At 41.0% G+C, this 20,831-nt stretch carries 15 protein-coding genes; 8 read left to right on the top strand and 7 right to left on the bottom strand.

Translation table 11 applies throughout. From position 1 onward, the window contains the following. A partial coding sequence (locus HMPREF2885_RS08390; protein ID WP_070657787.1) for a YSIRK-type signal peptide-containing protein occupies positions 1 to 6,179 on the bottom strand: 6,179 nt, incomplete at its 3' end. Positions 6,180 to 6,799: 620 nt separating this feature from the next. On the opposite strand from HMPREF2885_RS08390, the gene HMPREF2885_RS08385 reads away from it, so the two are divergent. Next, on the top strand, positions 6,800 to 7,429 hold the full coding sequence (locus HMPREF2885_RS08385) for an MBL fold metallo-hydrolase (protein WP_065371630.1): 630 nt from the start codon (positions 6,800 to 6,802) through the stop codon (positions 7,427 to 7,429). 104 nt (positions 7,430 to 7,533) lie between these two features. Here the strand turns inward: HMPREF2885_RS08385 and HMPREF2885_RS08380 are convergent, their stop codons facing one another. Then, positions 7,534 to 8,298 carry a hypothetical protein gene (locus HMPREF2885_RS08380; RefSeq protein ID WP_070657785.1) on the bottom strand — a complete coding sequence of 255 codons (765 nt, stop codon included), beginning with the start codon at positions 8,296 to 8,298 and terminating at the stop codon, positions 7,534 to 7,536. Positions 8,299 to 8,386: 88 nt separating this feature from the next. Beyond that, entirely contained in the window at positions 8,387 to 10,279 is a 1,893-nt protein-coding gene (locus HMPREF2885_RS08375) for a M13 family metallopeptidase (protein ID WP_070657783.1), read from the bottom strand. Between the two features lie 179 nt (positions 10,280 to 10,458). On the opposite strand from HMPREF2885_RS08375, the gene HMPREF2885_RS08370 reads away from it, so the two are divergent. The 7 genes from HMPREF2885_RS08370 (at position 10,459) to HMPREF2885_RS10280 (ending at position 15,851) form a co-directional block, all read left to right on the top strand. Then, the gene (locus HMPREF2885_RS08370; RefSeq protein ID WP_044021194.1) at positions 10,459 to 11,181 is read left to right on the top strand and encodes a metal ABC transporter ATP-binding protein; all 723 of its coding nucleotides are present in this window, start codon (positions 10,459 to 10,461) and stop codon (positions 11,179 to 11,181) included. Then, positions 11,178 to 12,026, top strand: coding sequence for a metal ABC transporter permease (locus HMPREF2885_RS08365; protein WP_000634601.1), 849 nt, complete (start codon positions 11,178 to 11,180; stop codon positions 12,024 to 12,026). The genes HMPREF2885_RS08370 and HMPREF2885_RS08365 overlap by 4 nt, the downstream gene beginning before the upstream one ends. A 25-nt stretch (positions 12,027 to 12,051) precedes the next feature. Next, positions 12,052 to 12,984: a metal ABC transporter substrate-binding protein gene (locus tag HMPREF2885_RS08360; protein ID WP_000733064.1), complete on the top strand. Its 933-nt coding sequence runs from the start codon at positions 12,052 to 12,054 to the stop codon at positions 12,982 to 12,984. A gap of 112 nt (positions 12,985 to 13,096) precedes the next feature. Then, on the top strand, positions 13,097 to 13,591 hold the full coding sequence (gene tpx, locus HMPREF2885_RS08355; protein WP_049520902.1) for a thiol peroxidase: 495 nt from the start codon (positions 13,097 to 13,099) through the stop codon (positions 13,589 to 13,591). Between the two features lie 83 nt (positions 13,592 to 13,674). Beyond that, on the top strand, positions 13,675 to 14,325 hold the full coding sequence (locus tag HMPREF2885_RS08350; RefSeq protein ID WP_070657781.1) for a metal-dependent transcriptional regulator: 651 nt from the start codon (positions 13,675 to 13,677) through the stop codon (positions 14,323 to 14,325). A gap of 120 nt (positions 14,326 to 14,445) precedes the next feature. Further along, positions 14,446 to 15,153, top strand: coding sequence for a nicotinamide mononucleotide transporter (locus HMPREF2885_RS08340; protein WP_000749121.1), 708 nt, complete (start codon positions 14,446 to 14,448; stop codon positions 15,151 to 15,153). Between the two features lie 284 nt (positions 15,154 to 15,437). Beyond that, positions 15,438 to 15,851 carry a hypothetical protein gene (locus HMPREF2885_RS10280; RefSeq protein WP_070657779.1) on the top strand — a complete coding sequence of 138 codons (414 nt, stop codon included), beginning with the start codon at positions 15,438 to 15,440 and terminating at the stop codon, positions 15,849 to 15,851. A gap of 31 nt (positions 15,852 to 15,882) precedes the next feature. On the opposite strand, the gene dtd is transcribed toward HMPREF2885_RS10280, so the two are convergent. The 4 genes from dtd to HMPREF2885_RS08315 all read right to left on the bottom strand — a co-directional run bounded on the left by dtd (position 15,883) and on the right by HMPREF2885_RS08315 (position 20,830). Continuing rightward, positions 15,883 to 16,326 (bottom strand): D-aminoacyl-tRNA deacylase, encoded by a 444-nt coding sequence (gene dtd, locus HMPREF2885_RS08330; RefSeq protein WP_070657777.1) that lies wholly within the window; start codon positions 16,324 to 16,326, stop codon positions 15,883 to 15,885. 29 nt (positions 16,327 to 16,355) lie between these two features. Next, the gene (locus tag HMPREF2885_RS08325; RefSeq protein ID WP_070657775.1) at positions 16,356 to 18,572 is read right to left on the bottom strand and encodes a RelA/SpoT family protein; all 2,217 of its coding nucleotides are present in this window, start codon (positions 18,570 to 18,572) and stop codon (positions 16,356 to 16,358) included. 144 nt (positions 18,573 to 18,716) lie between these two features. Further along, on the bottom strand, positions 18,717 to 19,847 hold the full coding sequence (locus HMPREF2885_RS08320) for an ABC transporter ATP-binding protein (RefSeq protein WP_000229942.1): 1,131 nt from the start codon (positions 19,845 to 19,847) through the stop codon (positions 18,717 to 18,719). A 113-nt stretch (positions 19,848 to 19,960) separates the two neighbouring features. Further along, positions 19,961 to 20,830: a helix-turn-helix domain-containing protein gene (locus HMPREF2885_RS08315; RefSeq protein ID WP_049479096.1), complete on the bottom strand. Its 870-nt coding sequence runs from the start codon at positions 20,828 to 20,830 to the stop codon at positions 19,961 to 19,963. Between the last annotated feature and the right edge of the window lies 1 nt (position 20,831).

The following is a 20,831-nucleotide window of genomic DNA, read 5'->3' as shown; positions in this document are numbered from 1 at the left end:
TCTTTCTTAGGTTGTTCGCCGTCTTCGGTTGGATGACCTGGAATTTCGTTCCCTTCCTTATCCTTATGACTTGTCTTAACCTTCTCATAAACGTGGACCACATTGCCTTTTTCATCAACCTTAGTTTCAACAATTTTATATCCTGGAATATCTTTCTTAGGTTGCGAACCATCTTCACTTGGGGCTAGGATATTTCCTTTAGTATCAACAAATGAAGTATTCGGACGTACAGTAGGGATATATTTAGCTGTAATTGGGGTTCCATTCTTATCAACACGTTTAACTGTTACTCCAGTTGCTCGACCTACAAATTCTGGCTCTGGTGTGAAAGTAACTTTTCCAGCTTCATCAATAGTATATGTACCCTCACCTGGTACCTTCTTCTCTGTTGTACCATCGTCAAAGGTCGGCTTAACTGTTTCATCAATTTCTACCGGAATTTCTTTACCATTGATTGTTACTTTTCCGCCTTCAAATGTTGGTGTTCCTGATTGAGGTTGTCCTTTCGGACCTTCTGATTCAGAATCTTTTGAAGTAGGTGTAACCGGGATAACAACTGGGGTATACTTAGCTGTAATTGGGGTTCCATTCTTATCAACACGCTTAACAGTCACACCTGTTGCTTGACCTGTAAATGTCTTCTCGGGAGTAAAGGTTACTTTTCCAGTTTCATCAATAGTATATGTACCTTCACCTGGAATTGTCTTCTCTTTTGTACCATCATCAAACGTTGGTTTGACTGTTTCATCAATTTCAACAGTTTTCTCAATACCATTAACTTTGACTTTTCCACCTTCAAATGTTGGTGTTCCTGATTGAGTTGCACCCTGAACATCTGTTGTAATAACATCCGAACTTGTTGGAGTTGCTGGTTTAACAACTGGAGTGTATTTAGCTTTTACAGGAGTTCCATTCTCATCTACACGTTGAACTTCTACACCTGTTCCTTTTCCAGTAAATTGTGGTTCTGGCTTAAATTCTACCATACCATTATTTACAGTATAAGTTCCTTCGCCTGGAATGACAATTGGTTGATCTGTTGGTTTTCCTGTTTTTGGATCAATAAGTTCAAGACCCTTGGCTTCATCAATAGGAACAATTTTTTCCACTCCATTAACAGTAACCCTACCACCTAGGAATGTAGGCACTCCTTTTTGAGTTGCACCTTGAATGTCTTCTGTAACAGCATCAGTAGCTGTTGGAATTGCTGCCTTAACAACTGGAGTGTAGCTTGCTGTAACGGGGGTTCCATTCTTGTCTTCACGTAAAACTTCAACGCCTGATGCTTGACCTGTAAAGGTTTTTTCAGGAACAAAGGTTACTGTTCCGTCCGGTGCTACAGTATAAGTACCTTCACCCGGAATAGTGATAGAATCCACAACATTTCCAGTTTTAGAATCAATCAATTTAGCTGGAACAGTGTCATTCATCTCAACAGTAACTTCTTTTCCATTGACAACTGCAGTTCCACCTTGGAATTCTGGTTTTCCAGTTTGAGTTGCACCTTGAACATCTTCAGAAGTCGCAGGAACTCCAATAGGATTTACTGGGATAATTTGTGGCGTGTAAGTTGTCGTCACTTGAGTTCCATTTTCATCTTCTGCTTGCACAGTTGCTGGAGTAACCTTACCAGAATACAATTTATCCGTTGGACTAAAGGTTACCTTTCCAGTTGTTGGATCAATAGAGAATGTACCAATTTCAGTAGTCCCATCTTCAGCATAAGCTGGAGTTGTCTGACCTGCAGGAACTTCATTTCCTTCTTTATCAAGAAGTTTTACTGAACCTTGTTTAATTGGTGCAATTGCATCACCTTGAACAAATGTAGGGGTGCCTGTTTGTGTTGCTCCTTGAATATTTTCAGAAGTTGCTGGAGTTGCTGTTGGTGTAACTGGCGTAATCAATGGTGTGTAAGTTGTTTCAACCGAAATACCATTTTTATCTTTAGCTTGTACACGCACAGGTTGAACTTCACCACTATAAGTCTTATCAGTTGGGGTAAAGACTGCAACGGCTTGTTCACCAACTGTTTTCAGAGTATATGTACCAATAACATTTCCACTAGGGTCTTTAGCTGGAACAGATGTTGCTGGAGTTCCGGTTTCATCTAAAAGAGTGAAAGTAGCTAGGTCAATATCTACAGTCACCTGTTTACCATCCAGTGTAGTCGTACCACCATTGAATGTTACTGTACTTTCTTGAGTTGCTCCTTGTACATCAACTGACTTAGCAGGTTCTGCTGTTGGAGTAACACCTACAATATGTGGAGTATAAGTTGTCTTAACTGTTGTACCATTCTCATCTTCAGCCTGAACTGTTGCAGGTTGGACTTTACCTTTGTAAGTTTTATCGGTTGGACTGAATGTTACAGTATTTGAAGTTGGGTCAATTGTATATTCCCCTACTTTGTTACCATTCTCATCCAAAGCATCTACTGAAGCTCCAGGTGCTACCGGAGTACCATTCTTATCAAGTAGAACAGCTGAGTTCGGCTTGATTGGAGCAACAGAGTGTCCTTCTTTGAATGCTACCGTTCCTGTTTGAGTAGCGCCTTGGATACCAGTTGATTCTGCAGGAGTTGCTGTTGGAGTAACTGGTGTAACAGTTGGAGTATATGTTGCTGTCGCTGTAGCGGTAATAGGTTGTCCATCTTTATCTTGACCAAGAGTTGCTGTTAATGATACAGTCACTGGGGTTGCTGTACCTGTGAATGTTTTCAACGGAACAAATGTCACAACACCAGTTTCATTATTAATTGTGTATGTTCCTTGACCATCAATTGTTACTTGGTCAACTAACTTACCAGTGGTAGGATCTACCAACTTAGCAGGTGAAGTAGCACTTGGTGCCACAGGTGAGCCATCACCAACAGATGTAAAGGTTGGAGTACCTGTTTGAGTCGCTCCTTGAACATCTGTGGATGTTACATTATGACCTTCAATCGTGTCTGTTACTGTGATGTGGTAAGTTGTTGTAGCGGTTGATGAGCCAGCCCCATGATCCACACCAGATTCAGTTCCACCTATTGTAGCATCTGTTGTGTAATTGCCATTACTATCAATAACGTCAACTGTTACTGTATAGACTCCCACTTCACTCAGTGTATAACCACTAGCAAGATTATAGTTGTTTGCATCTTGTTTAGTGTCATAAACCTTCTGAACTCCTGAAGGAGATGTTACTGTAATACGAGTAATGTAAGTTGTTTTTCCGTACTTAGTATCTTCTGCATCAGAGATTGTCACTGCAGCTTTTGCTTCATTACGGAGATCTACCGCAGTTCCTTTAGTAGAAGTATAATCTTGTGAGCTTGCAGTTGGTTTCGTATTGACAACAGTCGCAACATCTGAGTTAGTTGCGATTGTTCCTCTAATGATTCCACCAAATCCTGATTTAGTATGAACTTCCCATGAATCATCACCCAACTTTTTAGCAGTAACTTCTGTTCCATCTGATGATGTCCATGTGTTTGAATGTTTGTCAAAAGTAATAGTTACTGACATACCATCGCCAGCTTGGTTAGTATTTTGAGAAACATATTCCGTCATTGGACGATCAGGAGTAGTTACACTTGTTACATTTCCATCTTTATCAAGTTGACGAGTATATTCGTAAATGAAGAATTTCATACCGCCATCTAGTTTCGCTTCAGTGTATACTTGGCGTTTCGTCCAAGTTGTAGTCCCATCTCCATTTGCTGTTTTCACTTCGGCATAGTCGCCAGGTAACTCCCAGTGTCCAGTAGCCTTATTAAAAGTCGCAGTATGTTTTTGCCCATCAGTTCCATTCAATTCAACTCGCTCACGTAAGAAAGTTCCCTTAACATTTTCAGCTGATGCTTCTACTTTGATATTATCAACACCAACTTTTGCAGTTGCTTCTGACGTGACTGGAATATTAAAGACGGTATTTGAATCTACAGCACCTAGTTCTTGATTTTCAGTAACCGCTGTATTGGTTGAACCACTATCTACAAGCCATTTACCATTAACGGCTTTCAAGTTTGTTACAGTTCCATCTGGCATTGTAACCTTAGCACTTGTAGCACCTTTCGAGATTTTAACAGGAACTGTTGTTGAATAGGTTTCAACGTTTTGAACTTCAACTTTAGGCTTAACAACTACAGTAATAGAACCGTGAGCCTCTTGACCTGACTGATTCCATGTCGTATTATTAGATAATTTATCATAATCTTTAGCAAATACTGAAACGGTATAGATACCTGCCTCTGTCACCTTACCTCCAATGACAGCATTACCCATGTTGGTTCCAGCAGCTTTTTGCTCTTCAGCAGTACTGTTTGTTACAGTATAGTTGGTACCAGGAATCAACACTTTAGAATCATCTAATTCTGCTCCTATAGTGTTGTAGCCTGAGACACCTGTGACTGCTTTAGAAGAATTTTGACGAACTTTAACTACTTTACCTTCAGCAGTTGTATAGTCATAGTTTCCTGCTGAATTGCCAGGTATCGCACTAGCTCCCGAAAAATCATGAAAACGAAGATTGATATTCGCATCATCACCAACAGTTCTATCATAACGAGCTGAATCTGACTGAATTGTAGGAGGTGTGCTATCTTGCCAACCTACCCAACCAGCACGTAGATTCTGAATTTGGAAGGTGACAGTCCGCCCATCTGTATTCGTTGCAGTAATATTGAATCGTAAGTCATACACTCCATTTTCAATACCAGCAATTACTTTACCTTGAATGGTATCTGTCGCCTCATCATAAGCAACACCTGGTACAAGGTTAGTTGGTGTTACAGAGGTAAGACTCCAACCAGCTTGCTTAGCTTTTTCTGTAACTGCAATACGATCTTTCAAACCTTTAATATAAACTCTGTCAACTCCTTGTTCATACCCATAGCCATAAATTTCTGTAGCTAGGTATTCATAACCACCGTTAGCAGAGTATATTGACGTCGCAGCGTTTGAAATTCTTGACCCATCCGCACGGAGTTTGTTTCTCCAAAGAGGGGCTTCTTCTGCTAATTTTTTAGCGGCATCAGGGGTTAATGGATAGTCTACACGTCCTTTGTTGTTATGACCAGTTTTTCCACCCTGTTCTGTATGCATCCCATTTCCAGCATTGGTATCTTCACCAGTCCGCTGATTAGAATAGACGTCTATCTCTAACCCTGTAGCATCAGTACCCGTAATTAATTTAATTTCTTGTACTGGAATTGTATAGGTATCTTTACCAGTATGATTTGCAGCGTTTGTTTCCGATGCATGAGTTGTGTTAGAACCCTCTTCGGCATAGAAATCTTGAGCAGCCAAAGCGACTCCAAAGTTTCCATCTTTTCCGATTCCTGCTTTCTTCAAATCATTGTAGACAGCAATAATGGAATCATTTAAGCGTGACAATTGATCATTGATTTGTTTAGCTGTAACGCTATCCGTAACTAACACTTTTTTAGCTTCCGCAATAACTTCTTTATTATTAGCTATCGCTGCCTCAATTGCCGCTTTGTTTTCAGCCTCAAGCTTATTTTTCCGGACTGCTTCAGTTGCTAAAACATTGGTTACCTCAGCTTCAGAGGTAACTTGTTCTAAGACTTTTTTAGCTTCTTGGACTGGTTTGACAGTTTCTTCTGCTTCTTTTGTTTCTTTTGCTTCTTCTGCTTTTTCTGTAGCAGTGGTCGCCACTGGTTTGACTGCTGTAGTTGTTGCTGTTTCCTCAACTTGTTTCCCAGCTTCGTCTGACTCAACTACAACTGTAATCAAAGCTTCAACTTTAGCATGCTCTGTATCGATATCAGCCTGTTTTGCAGTTTCGTTTGCAAGAACTGCCTTTGCCGCAGTCAATACTTCATTTGCAGTAGCTATCGCTGTTGCATCAGCTTTCTTTGCAGATGCAATCTTCGCTTCTAACTCAACTACTTTTTTAGTCAGAGCAGTCTTATCAACTTTTTTAGTCTCTACTACTTTTTCTGACGCCTTAGCTTCAGATTTCTCCGCCGTTATAGTTGACTCCGACTCCTTTGTTGCTACTGGTGTTGTCGTTGCCACTGTTCCATCTGCACCTTGTACTTCCGCTGCCGATACCGCACCATTACCTAAGAACATCATCAAACCGGTCGCAATTGCCACCGACGCAGCCCCAAAGCTGTACTTCCGAATGCCATAACGAATGTACTTCTCCGTTCGATAATCCTGTTGCTTACTCTTCATAAGATACACAACCTTCCTATTTTTATTATATCGATATTGAAATATAGAAAAACAAAATTTCTTTCTCTCCTTAAAAAGGCTTTTAAATTTTGATGTTTCAAAAGGATTATATCCTCATATTCAATATGCATATTCATACTAACACTTTCCCCTATCTTTTTCAACAATTTTTATAATTTTATTTAAAATAAAATTAATAACATCCAAATCATTTGATTGGCAAAAAACAAGCACAAGTCTTCTATTTACAGTATGTAAACCTTATATTTTTGTTGAAACAAATTTAATAAAATACTATTTAATGTATCAAACCATTATATTTATATTTGGATCCACTTCGCAAATATTATTTTTTTTAACATATTTTATTTATAATTATAACTATAAAATCCAAATGCGTTCTCAATAAAAGAAACTGTATTTTTATCAGTTATTTCTTATTTGTTCTATGTTCTTATTACCATTCAACTAAAAATATAACAAGTCTTCTCACAGCAATTTCCTTCTTTTTTTAATATAAATCAACCAACCTTGAACACAAAAGAGGGACTTTCTTTTCACTTTATTTCCCTCTTCTGTGCTATACTTAGTTTAGTACATTCTTTGAGATTGGAGCCAGTATGAAAATCCATAAAACCGTGAATCCCGTTGCCTATGAAAACACTTATTATCTAGAAGGGGATCAACACCTGATTGTGGTTGATCCAGGTAGCCATTGGGAAGCTATCCACAAGACTATTGAAAAAATCAACAAACCAGTCTGCGCGATTCTCCTGACACACACCCACTACGACCATATTATGAGTCTAGACTTGGTTCGTGAGACTTTTGGAAATCCCCCAGTTTATGTAGCAGAGAGTGAAGCCAGCTGGCTTTATACACCTGTAGATAATCTCTCTGGTCTCCCTCGTCACGATGATATGGCAAATGTGGTCGCAAAACCTGCAGAGCACACCTTTGTCATTCATGAGGAATACCAGCTTGAGGAATTTCGTTTTACAGTTCTACCAACCCCAGGGCACTCTATCGGCGGTGTTTCTATCGTCTTTCCTGATGCCCATCTTGTCTTGACCGGAGATGCTCTTTTCCGAGAAACCATCGGACGGACAGACCTTCCTACAGGTAGCACGGAACAACTCCTCCATAGCATTCAGACGCAACTCTTCACCCTTCCTAACTACGATGTCTATCCTGGACATGGTCCAGCTACAACTATCGCTCACGAAAAGACCTTCAATCCCTTTTTCTAGCAAACAAAAAACCAAGGATAACATCCTTGGTTTTTGTGTAGCTTCTATTTCTATGTCAATATTTGCTCAGAAGAATCAATATTGACTAGAAAAGCAATTCAAAACTAATTAGCCGGATTCAATTCTTTCCAACCAATGTTAGACAAATCAAGCTTTTCAGAAGAGATATCTAAAACTTGCTCTGCTTTTTCATTGCCACCAATTTGAATAGTTGCTTCTTTAATCTTCTGCACTCCGTTTTTATCGAACGAATATAGAGACAGGTTCATTTCTGGACGAGTTGACTGCCAGTCTGCATAAGAGACTTGACCGTTTTCATAAATATCAAATCCTGAGCGAAAACCACCTGCAGAAGCTATATATGCTGTGTGAAGTAAGCTAGGTTTTTGATTTTCCAAATAATAAATGGCTGAAACAAATTTTTCATCGCCAATAAGCAACTCGTCTTGACCATCCTTATTCAAATCAACAATTGCGTATTTCCAAGCGGGTGCATTATGATAATCCATTCGAGAGAAAACTAGGCCATATTCTTCTGAAGTAATCTTATCTTGTTTACTTTCCTTGTATAAATCTTCTCTATTACCTTGTTTTAAAAGGTCTGTAAAGTGATTATAGCGTTCAATCACTTCTTTATATAAATCTTGTCTAGTTTCTTTCTTATTTTCAGCAGTCGATTGCGATTCCTTGGTTGACGAGTCACTAGTATTTTCAGCCTTTGCTTCTGTTGATACACTAGTCTTATCATCTTTGGAGACAGATGATAGTGCAGATGAAGGTTCTGTATTGTTCCTATTTTTATTGAGACCACAAGATGCTAGAACTGAAATCGAAAGAATAGCTGATAGCATCATTAAAAATTTTTTCATGTTAACCTCGATAGCATTGCATTTTCAGATTGATAAACTTCAAAAATGAACCATTAATTCCAAGATGATACTTGGTTAGGGACTTACTTTACCAAATAATCACACGGTCTTCTGGTGAACGCCACATGCCGTCGCCTTCTTTGACATCATAGGTTGTAAAAAAGTCATCGAAGTTTGGTACTTGAACGTTGACACGGAGTTTGGCAGGCGCGTGCACATCGACACTGGCCATGAGTTTCATCAACTCAGGACGGCCTTTCATGCGCCAGATACGAGCAAAGTTGTGGAAAAATTCTTCAACTGAGAAGTCTGGTTCTCTCTTAGCAGCTTCAAGGGCTGCAGCAATTCCGCCCAAGTCAGCAACGTTTTCTGATACAGTTAGTTTTCCGTTGATTCTTGCTCCGTAAGATTCTTGGCCATCAAACTGGTCGATAACTTTTTGTGTTTTTTCTTTAAAGGCAGCATAGTCACTCTCTGTCCACCAATCCTTGAGGCTACCATTTTCATCAAAGGACGCACCATTTGTGTCAAAGGCATGAGAGATTTCATGGGCAATAACAGCACCAATACCACCGTAGTTGGCAGAAGACGACTGATGCAAATCATAGAATGGAGCCTGTAAAATGGCAGCTGGGAAGACAATCAAGTTCTTCTGAGGATTGTAGTAGGCATTGACCATATGAGCTGGCATGCCCCATTCCTTGTAATCAACAGGCTGATTCCACTTGCTCCAGCTGTGCTTGATTTCCACACGCGCAAAGGCTAGGGCATTCTCAAAGAGACTGACAGTTTCGTCCACTACCTTGTCCTTATAGCGTTCTGGCAATTCCTCTGGATAACCGATATAAGGCTTGATGACATTGAGTTTGACAATGGCCTTATCTCGTGTTTCAGGCGTGAGCCAGTCGTTCTTAGCCAAACGTTCCTTATAAACGTCAATCATAGTCGCCACTTTTTTCTCTACGTCTGCCTTAGCTTCTGGAGAGAATTTTTCATGCGCATACCAGAGACCAAGGGCTTGCTTAAAGGGACCTTGGGCCAAGTGATAGGCTGCCTTGACCTTATCCTGAGCTTCTGGAACACCTGAAAGGGCACGACCATAAGCACCTGACAAGACACGAATCTCGTCTGTGAGATAGCTTGTTGAGAGATTGACCACACCCAAAATCAAGGTTGCTTTAAATAGAGGCCACGCTTCTTCACTATAAAACTGATCTGCTGCTTGCCAAAAACGTTCCTCGTCTACGATAACCTTATCTGGAGTTTGTCCAATTACTGCTTGGAAGAAGTCATCTAGAGGTAGTGCAGGGGCAAACTTTTTGAAATCTTCATAAGCGTATGGATGATAGAGTTTGGCATATTCTGAACTTTCTTCGTTTGAAAGAACCACTGCTGCGATACGACGGTCCAATTCCAATCGTTTCTCTAAAAGATCTTCGATTTCTTCATCTGAGAAGTTATAGGCTTTGAGGAGATTAGAAGTACTTTCTTTCCAAAGATTCAATAATTCCTCACGCTGAGGATGGTCTTCGGCATAGTAGGTTGTATCAGGCAAGATAGTTCCTGGAGCACTAGCCCAGAGAACATTGGTTCTAGCATCCATAAAGTCTGGTGATACGCCAAATGGAAGGAAATTTGGTTTGCCAGCTAATTCAAATGCTGCTAATTTGCTGGTAAAATCCGCAAAACTCTCCAAATCTTGGTATTCCTTGAGCAGAGGAAGAACAGGTTTGATCCCATCAGCTTCTCTCTTATCAAAATCACGTACCATACGATGGTACTTAACAAAGTTTGCGAGGATAGCGTCCTCTGGAAGATCTTCTCCAGCCAACCACTTGTCCGTAGTTGCCAGCATTAACTCTTCAATCTCCTCATCAAGGTCAATAAAGCCACCTGTTCGAGATTTATCAGCTGGAATGACAGCTGTCTTTTCCCATTCGCCATTGATTGCATCATAAAAATCGTCTTGATAACGTGTCATCTTGTTCTCGCTTTCATTTTTTCACTTATTCTTAGCTTAGCAAAAAACACTTGGGAATGCAATTAAAAATGGTCTCTCTTTTTTCTTCATTTTTCAGTTATTATTTTAAATTTTTTAAAAATTAACTTGACTTAATTTTTTTTTTAAGGTATATTAAAAGACAGGAGGAAAATAACTGTATGATACGTATCGAAAACCTCAGTGTCTCCTACAAAGAAACGTTGGCACTAAAGGATATTTCACTAGTGCTCCAAGGACCAACTATTACCGGAATTATTGGTCCAAACGGTGCTGGAAAATCAACTTTATTAAAAAGTATGTTGGGAATTATCCCACACGAAGGCCAGGCCTTTCTCGATGACAAAGAAGTCAAGAAATCTTTACATCGAGTTGCCTATGTCGAGCAAAAAATCCATATCGACTACAATTTCCCTATCAAGGTCAAGGAATGTGTCTCACTGGGACTCTATCCATCTATCCCGCTCTTCCACACTTTAAAGGCCAGCCACTGGAAAAAAGTGGCGGATGCACTTGAAATCGTTGGACTCTCAGACTATGCTGATCGCCAAATCAGTCAGCTCTCTGGAGGACAATTCCAACGTGTTTTGATTGCCCGCTGCTTAGTGCAGGAAGCTGACTACATCTTTTTAGATGAGCCTTTTGTCGGGATTGACTCGATCAGTGAAGAGATTATCATGAATACACTGAGAGACCTTAAAAAAGCTGGTAAAACAGTTCTCATCGTCCATCATGACCTCAGCAAAGTCCCTCATTATTTCGACCAAGTTATGCTTCTCAATCGAGAATTGGTTGCTATTGGTTCAACTGAAGAAACCTTTACCGAAGTCAATCTCAAAAAAGCTTATGGTAGTAAGCTCTTCTTTAATGGAGGTGACCTATGATAGTAGAATTTATCGATGGATTGCAACATTTCCATTTCCTACAAAATGCCTTGATCACAGCTATAGTCATCGGGGTGGTTGCTGGAGCCGTGGGATGTTTTATCATCTTACGTGGAATGTCTCTCATGGGGGATGCCATCTCTCACGCAGTTTTGCCCGGCGTAGCCCTTTCCTTTATCCTGGGAATTGATTTCTTTATTGGAGCGATCATCTTTGGCTTGATGGCTTCCATCATCATTACCTACATCAAGGGGAACTCTATCATCAAGAGTGACACTGCCATTGGTATTACCTTTTCATCTTTCTTAGCCTTAGGTGTCATCTTGATTAGTGTTGCCAAGAGTTCGACAGACCTCTTCCATATCCTTTTTGGGAATATCCTCGCTGTCCAAGATACGGACATGTGGATCACCATTGGTGTGGGGGCATTGATTCTCTTGATTATCGGGATTTTCTTTAAACAACTATTGATTACATCCTTTGACGAGCTTTTGGCTAAAGCCATGGGAATGCCTGTTAATTTCTATCACTACCTCCTCATGGTACTCTTGACCCTTGTGTCAGTCACTGCCATGCAAAGTGTTGGAACTATTCTTATCGTGGCCATGTTGATCACCCCAGCTGCGACGGCTTACCTTTATGCTAATAGCCTAAAGAGCATGATTTTTCTTTCATCAACCCTAGGGGCAACCGCTTCTGTTTTGGGACTCTTTATCGGCTATAGCTTCAACCTCGCAGCAGGATCCAGCATCGTGCTCACATCTGCCAGCTTCTTCTTAATCAGTTTCTTTATCTCTCCAAAGCAACGATACTTGAAACTAAAAAATAAAAAAATCAATAAATAAGGGGAAACCCTTCTGGAGGAATCTAATGAAAAAATTAGGTACATTGCTCGTTCTTTTTCTTTCTATCATTGGATTAGCTGCCTGTGCTAGTGGGAAAAAAGATACAGCATCTACAAACCAAAAACTAAAGGTTGTAGCGACTAACTCTATCATTGCTGATATTACTAAAAATATCGCTGGTGACAAGATTGATCTTCATAGTATCGTTCCTGTTGGTCAAGACCCACACGAGTACGAACCACTTCCTGAAGACGTAAAGAAAACTTCTGAGGCTGACCTCATTTTCTATAACGGTATCAACCTTGAAACAGGTGGCAATGCTTGGTTTACCAAATTGGTCGAAAATGCCAAGAAAACTGAAAACAAAGACTACTATGCAGTTAGTGACGGCGTAGATATCATCTACCTTGAAGGTCAAAACGAGAAAGGCAAAGAAGACCCACACGCTTGGCTCAACCTTGAAAATGGGATAATTTATGCTAAAAATATCGCTAAACAGTTGATTGCAAAAGACCCTAGCAACAAGGAATTCTACGAAAAAAATCTCAAAGACTATACTGAAAAGCTAGACAAACTGGACAAGGAAGCTAAAGAGAAATTTAACAATATCCCTGCTGAGAAAAAACTCATTGTAACCAGCGAAGGATGCTTCAAATACTTCTCTAAAGCTTACGGAGTCCCAAGTGCCTACATCTGGGAAATCAACACAGAAGAAGAAGGAACACCTGAACAAATCAAGACCTTGGTTGAAAAGCTTCGCCAAACAAAAGTTCCATCACTCTTTGTTGAATCAAGTGTCGATGACCGTCCAATGAAGACTGTTTCACAAGACACAAATATTCCAATTTACGCACAAATCTTCACTGACTCAATTGCTGAAGAAGGTAAAGAAGGTGACAGCTACTACAACATGATGAAATACAACCTTGACAAGATTGCTGAAGGTTTGTCAAAATAATCCATTTAAAACGTCATTCTCACCGAATTGGCGTTTTTCAATTTCCGGTCAAATCATTGGAAAAATCTGACAATTCTCGGTAAAATAAAAGAAAAAAGAATGGAGTAGTTTCATGACCACTTTTCTCGGAAATCCTGTAACCTTTACAGGTAAACAACTGCAAGTCGGAGACAAGGCACTTGACTTTTCTCTTACGACAACCGATCTCTCTAAAAAAACGCTAGCTGACTTTGATGGAAAGAAAAAAGTCTTGAGTGTTGTCCCTTCTATCGATACTGGGATCTGCTCAACGCAAACACGTCGCTTCAACCAGGAACTTGCCAACCTTGACAACACCGTCGTTCTTACCGTTTCTATGGACCTACCATTTGCTCAAGGACGCTGGTGTGGGGCTGAAGGTCTTGACAATGCTATCATGCTTTCAGACTACTTCGACCATTCTTTCGGACGCGATTATGCGCTCTTGATCAACGAATGGCATTTCCTTGCACGTGCCGTCTTTGTTCTCGATACTGACAATGTCATCCGTTATGTAGAATACGTTGACAATATCAACACGGAGCCAGACTTTGAAGCTGCTATTGCTGCAGTTAAAGAACTAGACTAAAATCACAAGCATTATGACAGAAAGCTAGAGAAATCTAGCTTTTTTTGGTATACTAGATGGAGAGAATGAACAAGAGGAAACGAATGACTCCAAATAAAGAAGATTATTTAAAATGTATTTATGAAATCGGTACGGACATGCAAAAAATCACCAACAAAGAAATTGCTGCCCGTATGCAGGTCTCTCCGCCTGCTGTAACAGAGATGATCAAACGCATGAAAAGTGAAAGTCTCATCCTCAAGGACAAGGAGAATGGCTATCTATTAACAGATATCGGCCTCGAACTGGTTTCTGAGCTCTATCGCAAACACCGGTTGATTGAAGTCTTTCTAGTCCACCATCTTGACTATACCAGCGATCAAATCCACGAGGAAGCTGAAGTTCTAGAGCACACTGTATCCGACCTCTTCGTAGAGAGACTGGATAAACTGCTGGGTTTCCCTAAAACCTGTCCCCACGGAGGAACCATCCCAGCCGAGGGAGAGCTCTTGATTGAAATCAATAACCTGCCACTAACGGCCGTACAGGAAGCTGGAACCTATCTCCTGACTCGTGTTCATGATAGTTTTGAACTACTCAAATATCTAGAAAAGCACGCAATTCATATCGGTGACCAACTCCAAGTCAAGCAGTTTGATGGCTTCAGTAATACCTTCACTATCCTCAGTAAAGACGAGGATTTACAAGTAAGTATGGACATTGCCAAACAACTCTATGTCGAAAAAATCGACTAATTTCTCAAGTACCCCAACCACCCCTGAAAATTTTATTTTCAGGGTTTTATTTCTATCATTTGATTTTACTTTCATTTAGTTGTAGAATATTTGTTAAAAAAAAGAAAGATAGTTTAACATATGAAAAAATCACTAAAAATTTTTGCGACATCCAAATGGTTTGACCTTTTCGGGGTTGCTTTGGTCGTTGGGATTGCGATTGCATCTGGTTACCTCAACTCACGTCTCGACAAATTTGTAGACTGGGGACCATGGACTGTACTTGTTCCCTTTGGATTGATTTCCGTAACCAACGTTGGGATTTCCATGTTGTCCACTCGTTTCACGGGAAAATTAAGCAAATGGGGAAATTACTTTGGCATTGTCAATACGATTTTGTCTGGTACCATTGATTATATCCTTGGAAATAAGGCGGCCATTATCACCTATCCTGTTACCTTTCTCATCTATACCTTTGCTATTAAGAAATGGGAAGCTTCGAAAGAAGGTAGACCCAACCAAATGAGCCAAAAACAGGTAAAATTGGCAGCCATCATCATTTCAATCATCGCCTTCCTCTTTGCCTTTGTGACCAACTATATCGGCTATGGAGGAAAGATGAATCTCCTTGCCTACGTGACAACTATTGCCTTTGCACTGTCCCTCATTGCCAATGCTTTAAACGCATTAAAACTGACAACTCAGTGGGGATTTTGGTTGATTTACAATTTTGTGCAGCTGACAAAGGCTGGCATTCAAGGCAACTTCGCTAATATCGGTAAATACATCTTTTATATCCTCAATGCAATCGGAGCTTTATTTGTCTGGAATGACAAAGAAGATAGATAACAGAAGGAAACTCAAATAAAGAAAGCAAGACGACTTAATAGAATCTTCCTTCTACTATTTATTATCATTTTATACTCTTCGAAAATCTCTTCAAACCACGTCAGCTTCGCCTCGCCGTAGATATATGTAACTGACTTCGTCAGTCTTATCTACAACCTCAAAGCAGTGCTTTGAGCAACCTGTGGCTAGCTTCCTAGTTCGCTTTTTGATTTTCATTGAGTATTAGTTGTAACTCTCATTCGTTTGGTGTAGAATGAAGCTAGATAAAAGAGGGAGGTTTTCCTATGAAAAAGCTCTTTAGACTACACTTCGCAGCCATTGCAGTCAGCGATTTGCTACTATTGCTAACTTTCAGATCCCGATACGAACTTTTTTTGGAGAAAGGCCTGGTTTTTTGCTTCATTTTCATCCTTGCTCAAGGACTACTGCTGTCTCGCTTGGTCTTCCGACTCAAAAAACATTTCTCTGAGATTTATCCTCAAATCAATAAAAAGATTCGCTTCTACTATTTAGGGGTTCTCTCCATTGATTTTCTATTTTTTGTCCTTTTAGCCTTCGTTAGTTCTCATCGTTTTTCATCTCTTATGCCAATTGTCACTGCTTTCCATTCTACTTTTTATTATACGACGACTAACTACCTAAGAGAAAACTATCCCGACTTTTACAACAAACACATCACCTTCTGGGAGTGTCTATAAACAAAAACCAAGCCAGCTGGGCTTGGTTTTCTTATCTATTTTTAGTATCAAGAATGATGGTAACTGGCCCATCATTTACCAGCTCCACCTGCATATCCGCTCCAAAGATGCCTGTCTGAACAGGCACTTCCTGAGCTAGCTTTTGGTTGAAAGCCTCATAGAAGGCAGCTGCCATATCCGGCTTGGCTGCACCTGTAAAGGCGGGGCGATTGCCTTTCTTAGTATCCGCAAAGAGGGTAAACTGGGAAATAGAAAGGATTTCTCCTTCAATATCCTTGACAGATAGGTTCATTTTCCCTTCCGCATCAGAAAAAATCCGCATGTTGACGAGCTTTCTCACAGCATAGTCCAAATCTTCCTCTTGGGCCTCTGGACCAACACCGACCAGCAATAAGAGTCCCTGATTGATCTTTCCATGAACCTGACCTTCGATACTGACTTGAGCTTTTTTAACCCGTTGGATAATGATTTTCATAATAGCCTTTCTAGTAAGAGCTAGGACAATTAGCCGTTGGTCCGTTTGACGGAGTAAACCTCTGGTACACTTTTAATCTTATCAACGACCGTGGTCAGTGTAGAGAGGTTGGAAATACCAAAGGAGACATGGATATTGGCAAATTTCATATCCTTGGTTGGTTGAGCATTAACGGTTGAGATATTCTTAGTTGTGTTGGAGAGAACTTGCAGAACATCATTTAAGAGCCCTGTACGGTTGAGACCATAGATATCGATGTGGGCGGTGTATTCCTTGCTTGAGAATTGATCTTCCCACTCCACATCAAGGAGACGTTGCTCATAGTTTTCTTGGGCACGGAGATTCATACAGTCCACACGGTGAATAGCTACACCGCGTCCCTTAGTAATGTAGCCGACAATGTCGTCACCCGGCACTGGATTGCAACACTTGGCAATACGAACGAGGAGGCCTGAAGCACCTTCAATGACCACACCACCCTCATGCTTGACCTTGATGGTTTCTTTGTTCTCGACCTTAACTTCGCCACCTTTGACAAGCTCTTCTGCCTCCGCCTTGGCCTTAGCGCGTTCTTCCTCACGACGTTCCTTTTCGGTCAAGCGGTTAAAGACGGTAATAGCGCCAATTTCTCCAAAACCAATGGCTGCGTAGAGAGCCTCCTCTGTCTTGTAGCTGGTCTTTTGAAGAACCTCATCCATATGGCGCTTGTCCATGAATTTATTGGCTACATAGCCGTTTTCTTGGAACTGGGCCATCAACATCTCACGGCCCTTGTTAACGGATAATTCCTTGTCTTGATTTTTAAAGAACTGACGAATCTTGTTGCGCGCCTTGCTGGTCTTGACCATGTTGAGCCAGTCACGACTCGGACCAAAGGAGTTGGGATTGGTGATAATTTCAACCTGATCCCCTGTCTTGAGCTTGGTTGTCAGTGGAACCATACGGCCATTGACCTTGGCACCTGTCGCTTTTTCACCGACTTTGGTATGGATTTCATAGGCAAAGTCAATCGGTCCTGAATCTTTTGGTAGGGAGCGAACCGCACCATCTGGAGTAAAGACGTAAATCTCCTCCGCCAGATAGTTCTCTTTAACAGAGTCCACAAATTCCTTGGCATCATCAGCCTGGTCTTGGAGCTCCATCATCTCCTTGATCCAGTTCATTCCAATAGCAGATTCCTTGCTGTTGACCTGCCCTTTAATACCTTTCTTATAAGCCCAGTGAGCTGCTACCCCGTACTCAGCCACCTCGTGCATTTCCTTGGTCCGAATCTGGAATTCAATCGGCCCTTTTGGTCCATAAACGGTTGTATGGATAGACTGGTAACCGTTGGCCTTACGATTGGCGATATAGTCTTTGAAGCGACCTGGCATAGGTTTCCAAAGTTCATGCACATAACCCAGCATGGCGTAAACATCACTCTGGGTATCTAAGATACAGCGAATGGCAATCAGATCATAAATTTCCTCAAAGCGTTTCTTCTTATCCTGCATCTTGCGGTAAATCGAATAGATATGCTTAGGACGACCATAGATTTTCCCTTTGAGATTGCGTTCGGTAGCATAGTCCTCCAACTTGGTTACGACTTCATCGACCAGAGCCTCACGTTCTCTGCGTTTTTCCTTCATCATGTGGGTGATTTTGTAAAACTCAGTTGGATTGAGGTAACGGAAAGATAGATCTTCCAACTCCCACTTGACACTGGAAATCCCTAGACGATGAGCAAGTGGTGCGTAAATTTCCATGGTTTCTCTGGAGATACGTTCTTGCTTGTCCTTTCGAAGGTGTTTGAGAGTCCGCATATTGTGCAAACGGTCCGATAATTTAACCAAGATAACACGGATATCCTCAGACATGGCCATAAGCATCTTGCGGTGATTTTCCGCCAATTGTTCCTCAAGTGATTTGTACTCAACCTTACCAAGTTTGGTCACCCCATCAACGATAATCCGAACATCATGACCGAACTCTCTTTCCAAATCATCCAGTGTCGCATCTGTGTCTTCAACCACGTCATGCAAAAAACCACAGGCAACGGTTACGGCATCCAGCTTGAGCTTAGCCAGAATCCCTGCTACCTGAATGGGATGGATAATATAGGGCTCACCTGATTTCCGAAACTGCCCACTATGACAATCAACTGCGTAAATCAATGCTTTTTGTACAAAAGCAACGTCTTCCTTTGTTAAATATTCTCTCGTTAAAGCGACTACCTGATCGCCCGTCAAATTCACTTCTTTCGGCATCTATACTCTCCAATTCTTCCTACCATTTTATCACTTTTTTAAGGATATGAAAACTAGAAAAGCCTGTTTTCATGCCGAGCCTGTGCATTTAAAAGAAAAAACACTGCAAGAGAAACTCTGCAGTGCTTTGCTATTCTATTTATCTTAGTAGACTGTTTTTTCAGTTTCTACATCAAAGAAGTGTGCTTTGTTCAAGTCAAATCCAAGTTCAACTGTTGCACCCGTTTGCAAGTAGTCACGAGCATCCACTTTGGCAACAAACTCATCTTTACCAACTTGGCAGTAAAGGTGAGATTCTGAACCAAGCAATTCTGATACAGAGATGGTTGCTTTAACCACTGATTCTGGGAATGTTTCAAGGAAAGCAGGTTCTGCATTCACATCTTCTGGACGAATACCGAAGATCAAGTCTTTTCCTTCGTAGCCTTTGTCACGAAGAACTTTCAAAGCACCTTCTGGCACTTTCAAGCGGAAACCGTCAGAAACAATTTCGCTACCAACCAATTTCACATTGATGAAGTTCATAGCTGGGCTTCCGATAAATCCTGCTACAAATTTGTTAACTGGGTTTTTGTAAACTTCTTGAGGTGTACCGATTTGTTCAACACGTCCGATAGTACCTGTACCAGCAGGGTTCTTAGTTGCTGACATGATAACGATACGGTCTGCAAGTGTCATCGCTTCTGTTTGGTCGTGGGTTACGTAGATAGTTGTAGCTCCGATACGACGGTGGATTTTCGCAATTTCAGCACGCATTGATACACGAAGTTTGGCATCCAAGTTTGACAAAGGTTCGTCCATCAAGAACACTTTTGCATCACGGACGATAGCACGACCCATGGCAACACGTTGACGTTGACCACCTGAAAGGTCAGCTGGTTTACGATCCAAGAATTCTTTCAAACCAAGGATTGCTGCTGCTTCTTGCACACGTTTGTCGATGTCTTCTTTGCTGTACTTACGCAATTTCAAACCAAAAGCCATGTTGTCATACACAGTCATGTGTGGGTAAAGAGCGTAGTTTTGGAATACCATGGCGATGTCACGGTCTTTTGGAGCTACGTCGTTGACAACCACGCCATCGATAGATGCAGTACCTTCTGTAATGTCTTCAAGACCAGCAATCATACGAAGAGTTGTTGATTTACCACATCCTGAAGGACCTACGAAAACGATAAATTCCTTGTCTTTGATGTCCAAGTTGAAGTCTTCAACTGAGTAGTGTTCGCTGTTTGGATATTTTTTGTAAATGTTTTTAAGATTTAATTCTACCATCGAGGTGAACTCCTTTTGTATTTTGATAGTTTTATTATAGATGAAAACGCTTTATTTTTCTATGGCAAGGTGACCAAAAAAATAAAAAAGTTCTGTGCAACTTGCACAAAACTTTAAAGAATATCTGGTAAAATCAACTGATAACAAAGAGTGAGATCCGTCAACTCCTTCAACTGTAGCCCTGTCAATTCTTCCCATTTGTCAATCTTGTATTGGAGAGAATTGCGGTGCAGATAGAGTTGCTGGGCTGTTTTAGTTAGGACAGCACTGTTTTCCCAGAGAGAAAGAATAATCTCCTGAATCTGATCCTGATCCAAAATCATCTGGTGTAGGCAGTCTTTAATGACTCTCAGGTCCACAAGCCTTTCTCCCATAGTCCACAGATAGAGCTGTGAAAAGGTGTGTACACCTTGATGCCCCTGACGCCACCAAGCCTTAAACAAATCTCGCTCCGCTTTGATCAAGTCTGATAGGGCTTGATGGCCTGTCTGAGACCAAACCTGCCCCAACATGATCGACAGACGAAGGCCAAAATCATACTCAACCGCTTCAATCGTATCAGATAAAATCGAGCGAACAGAGGTGTACTTATCTTGTTGAAGAACAAATACATAATCCTGAGCACCGACCTGCAATACTGTCTGGCAGTTGGGAAAGAGAGTTTGCATCATATCTAGCCAAGAGGATAGATTTTCCTGTTGGAAATAGGAAAGATGGCAATAAACCAGCTGAATCTTTTTGAAAGTTTGCGGTGCCTGCCCCTTCCCCTCGATCAGATAGGGATACCAAGGATTGAGCGAACGAGCCTGCTCTTGCTGGGTCAAAAGGGCAACCAGCTGCTTTTCACGCTCGCTGAGCCCATCTTCCTCCAGTAAAATCCACTGCTGAGAAGCTAAAGGGAGAGTGAGATAGCCTGGTTTCTCTACTGGCTGATCTGAAATCTGAGCTTCAGGAAACCAGTCTTGTAATTCCTTTGCAATCATA

The sequence above is a fragment of the Streptococcus sp. HMSC062H02 genome, from assembly GCF_001813005.1.
Lineage (GTDB): Bacteria > Bacillota > Bacilli > Lactobacillales > Streptococcaceae > Streptococcus > Streptococcus oralis_S.
This window is presented reverse-complemented; position numbering and strand designations above follow the sequence as displayed.

What these genes read in the sequence shown, in the direction of transcription:
- HMPREF2885_RS08360 (WP_000733064.1), top strand. Translation starts at nt 12,052, where the DNA reads ATGAAAAAATTAGGTACATTGCTCGTTCTTTTTCTTTCTATCATTGGA.
- HMPREF2885_RS08375 (WP_070657783.1), bottom strand. Translation starts at nt 10,279, where the DNA reads ATGACACGTTATCAAGACGATTTTTATGATGCAATCAATGGCGAATGG.
- tpx (WP_049520902.1), top strand. Translation starts at nt 13,097, where the DNA reads ATGACCACTTTTCTCGGAAATCCTGTAACCTTTACAGGTAAACAACTG.
- HMPREF2885_RS08340 (WP_000749121.1), top strand. Translation starts at nt 14,446, where the DNA reads ATGAAAAAATCACTAAAAATTTTTGCGACATCCAAATGGTTTGACCTT.
- HMPREF2885_RS08325 (WP_070657775.1), bottom strand. Translation starts at nt 18,572, where the DNA reads ATGCCGAAAGAAGTGAATTTGACGGGCGATCAGGTAGTCGCTTTAACG.
- HMPREF2885_RS08380 (WP_070657785.1), bottom strand. Translation starts at nt 8,298, where the DNA reads ATGAAAAAATTTTTAATGATGCTATCAGCTATTCTTTCGATTTCAGTT.
- HMPREF2885_RS08370 (WP_044021194.1), top strand. Translation starts at nt 10,459, where the DNA reads ATGATACGTATCGAAAACCTCAGTGTCTCCTACAAAGAAACGTTGGCA.
- HMPREF2885_RS08315 (WP_049479096.1), bottom strand. Translation starts at nt 20,830, where the DNA reads ATGATTGCAAAGGAATTACAAGACTGGTTTCCTGAAGCTCAGATTTCA.
- HMPREF2885_RS10280 (WP_070657779.1), top strand. Translation starts at nt 15,438, where the DNA reads ATGAAAAAGCTCTTTAGACTACACTTCGCAGCCATTGCAGTCAGCGAT.
- HMPREF2885_RS08320 (WP_000229942.1), bottom strand. Translation starts at nt 19,847, where the DNA reads ATGGTAGAATTAAATCTTAAAAACATTTACAAAAAATATCCAAACAGC.
- HMPREF2885_RS08365 (WP_000634601.1), top strand. Translation starts at nt 11,178, where the DNA reads ATGATAGTAGAATTTATCGATGGATTGCAACATTTCCATTTCCTACAA.
- HMPREF2885_RS08385 (WP_065371630.1), top strand. Translation starts at nt 6,800, where the DNA reads ATGAAAATCCATAAAACCGTGAATCCCGTTGCCTATGAAAACACTTAT.
- HMPREF2885_RS08350 (WP_070657781.1), top strand. Translation starts at nt 13,675, where the DNA reads ATGACTCCAAATAAAGAAGATTATTTAAAATGTATTTATGAAATCGGT.
- dtd (WP_070657777.1), bottom strand. Translation starts at nt 16,326, where the DNA reads ATGAAAATCATTATCCAACGGGTTAAAAAAGCTCAAGTCAGTATCGAA.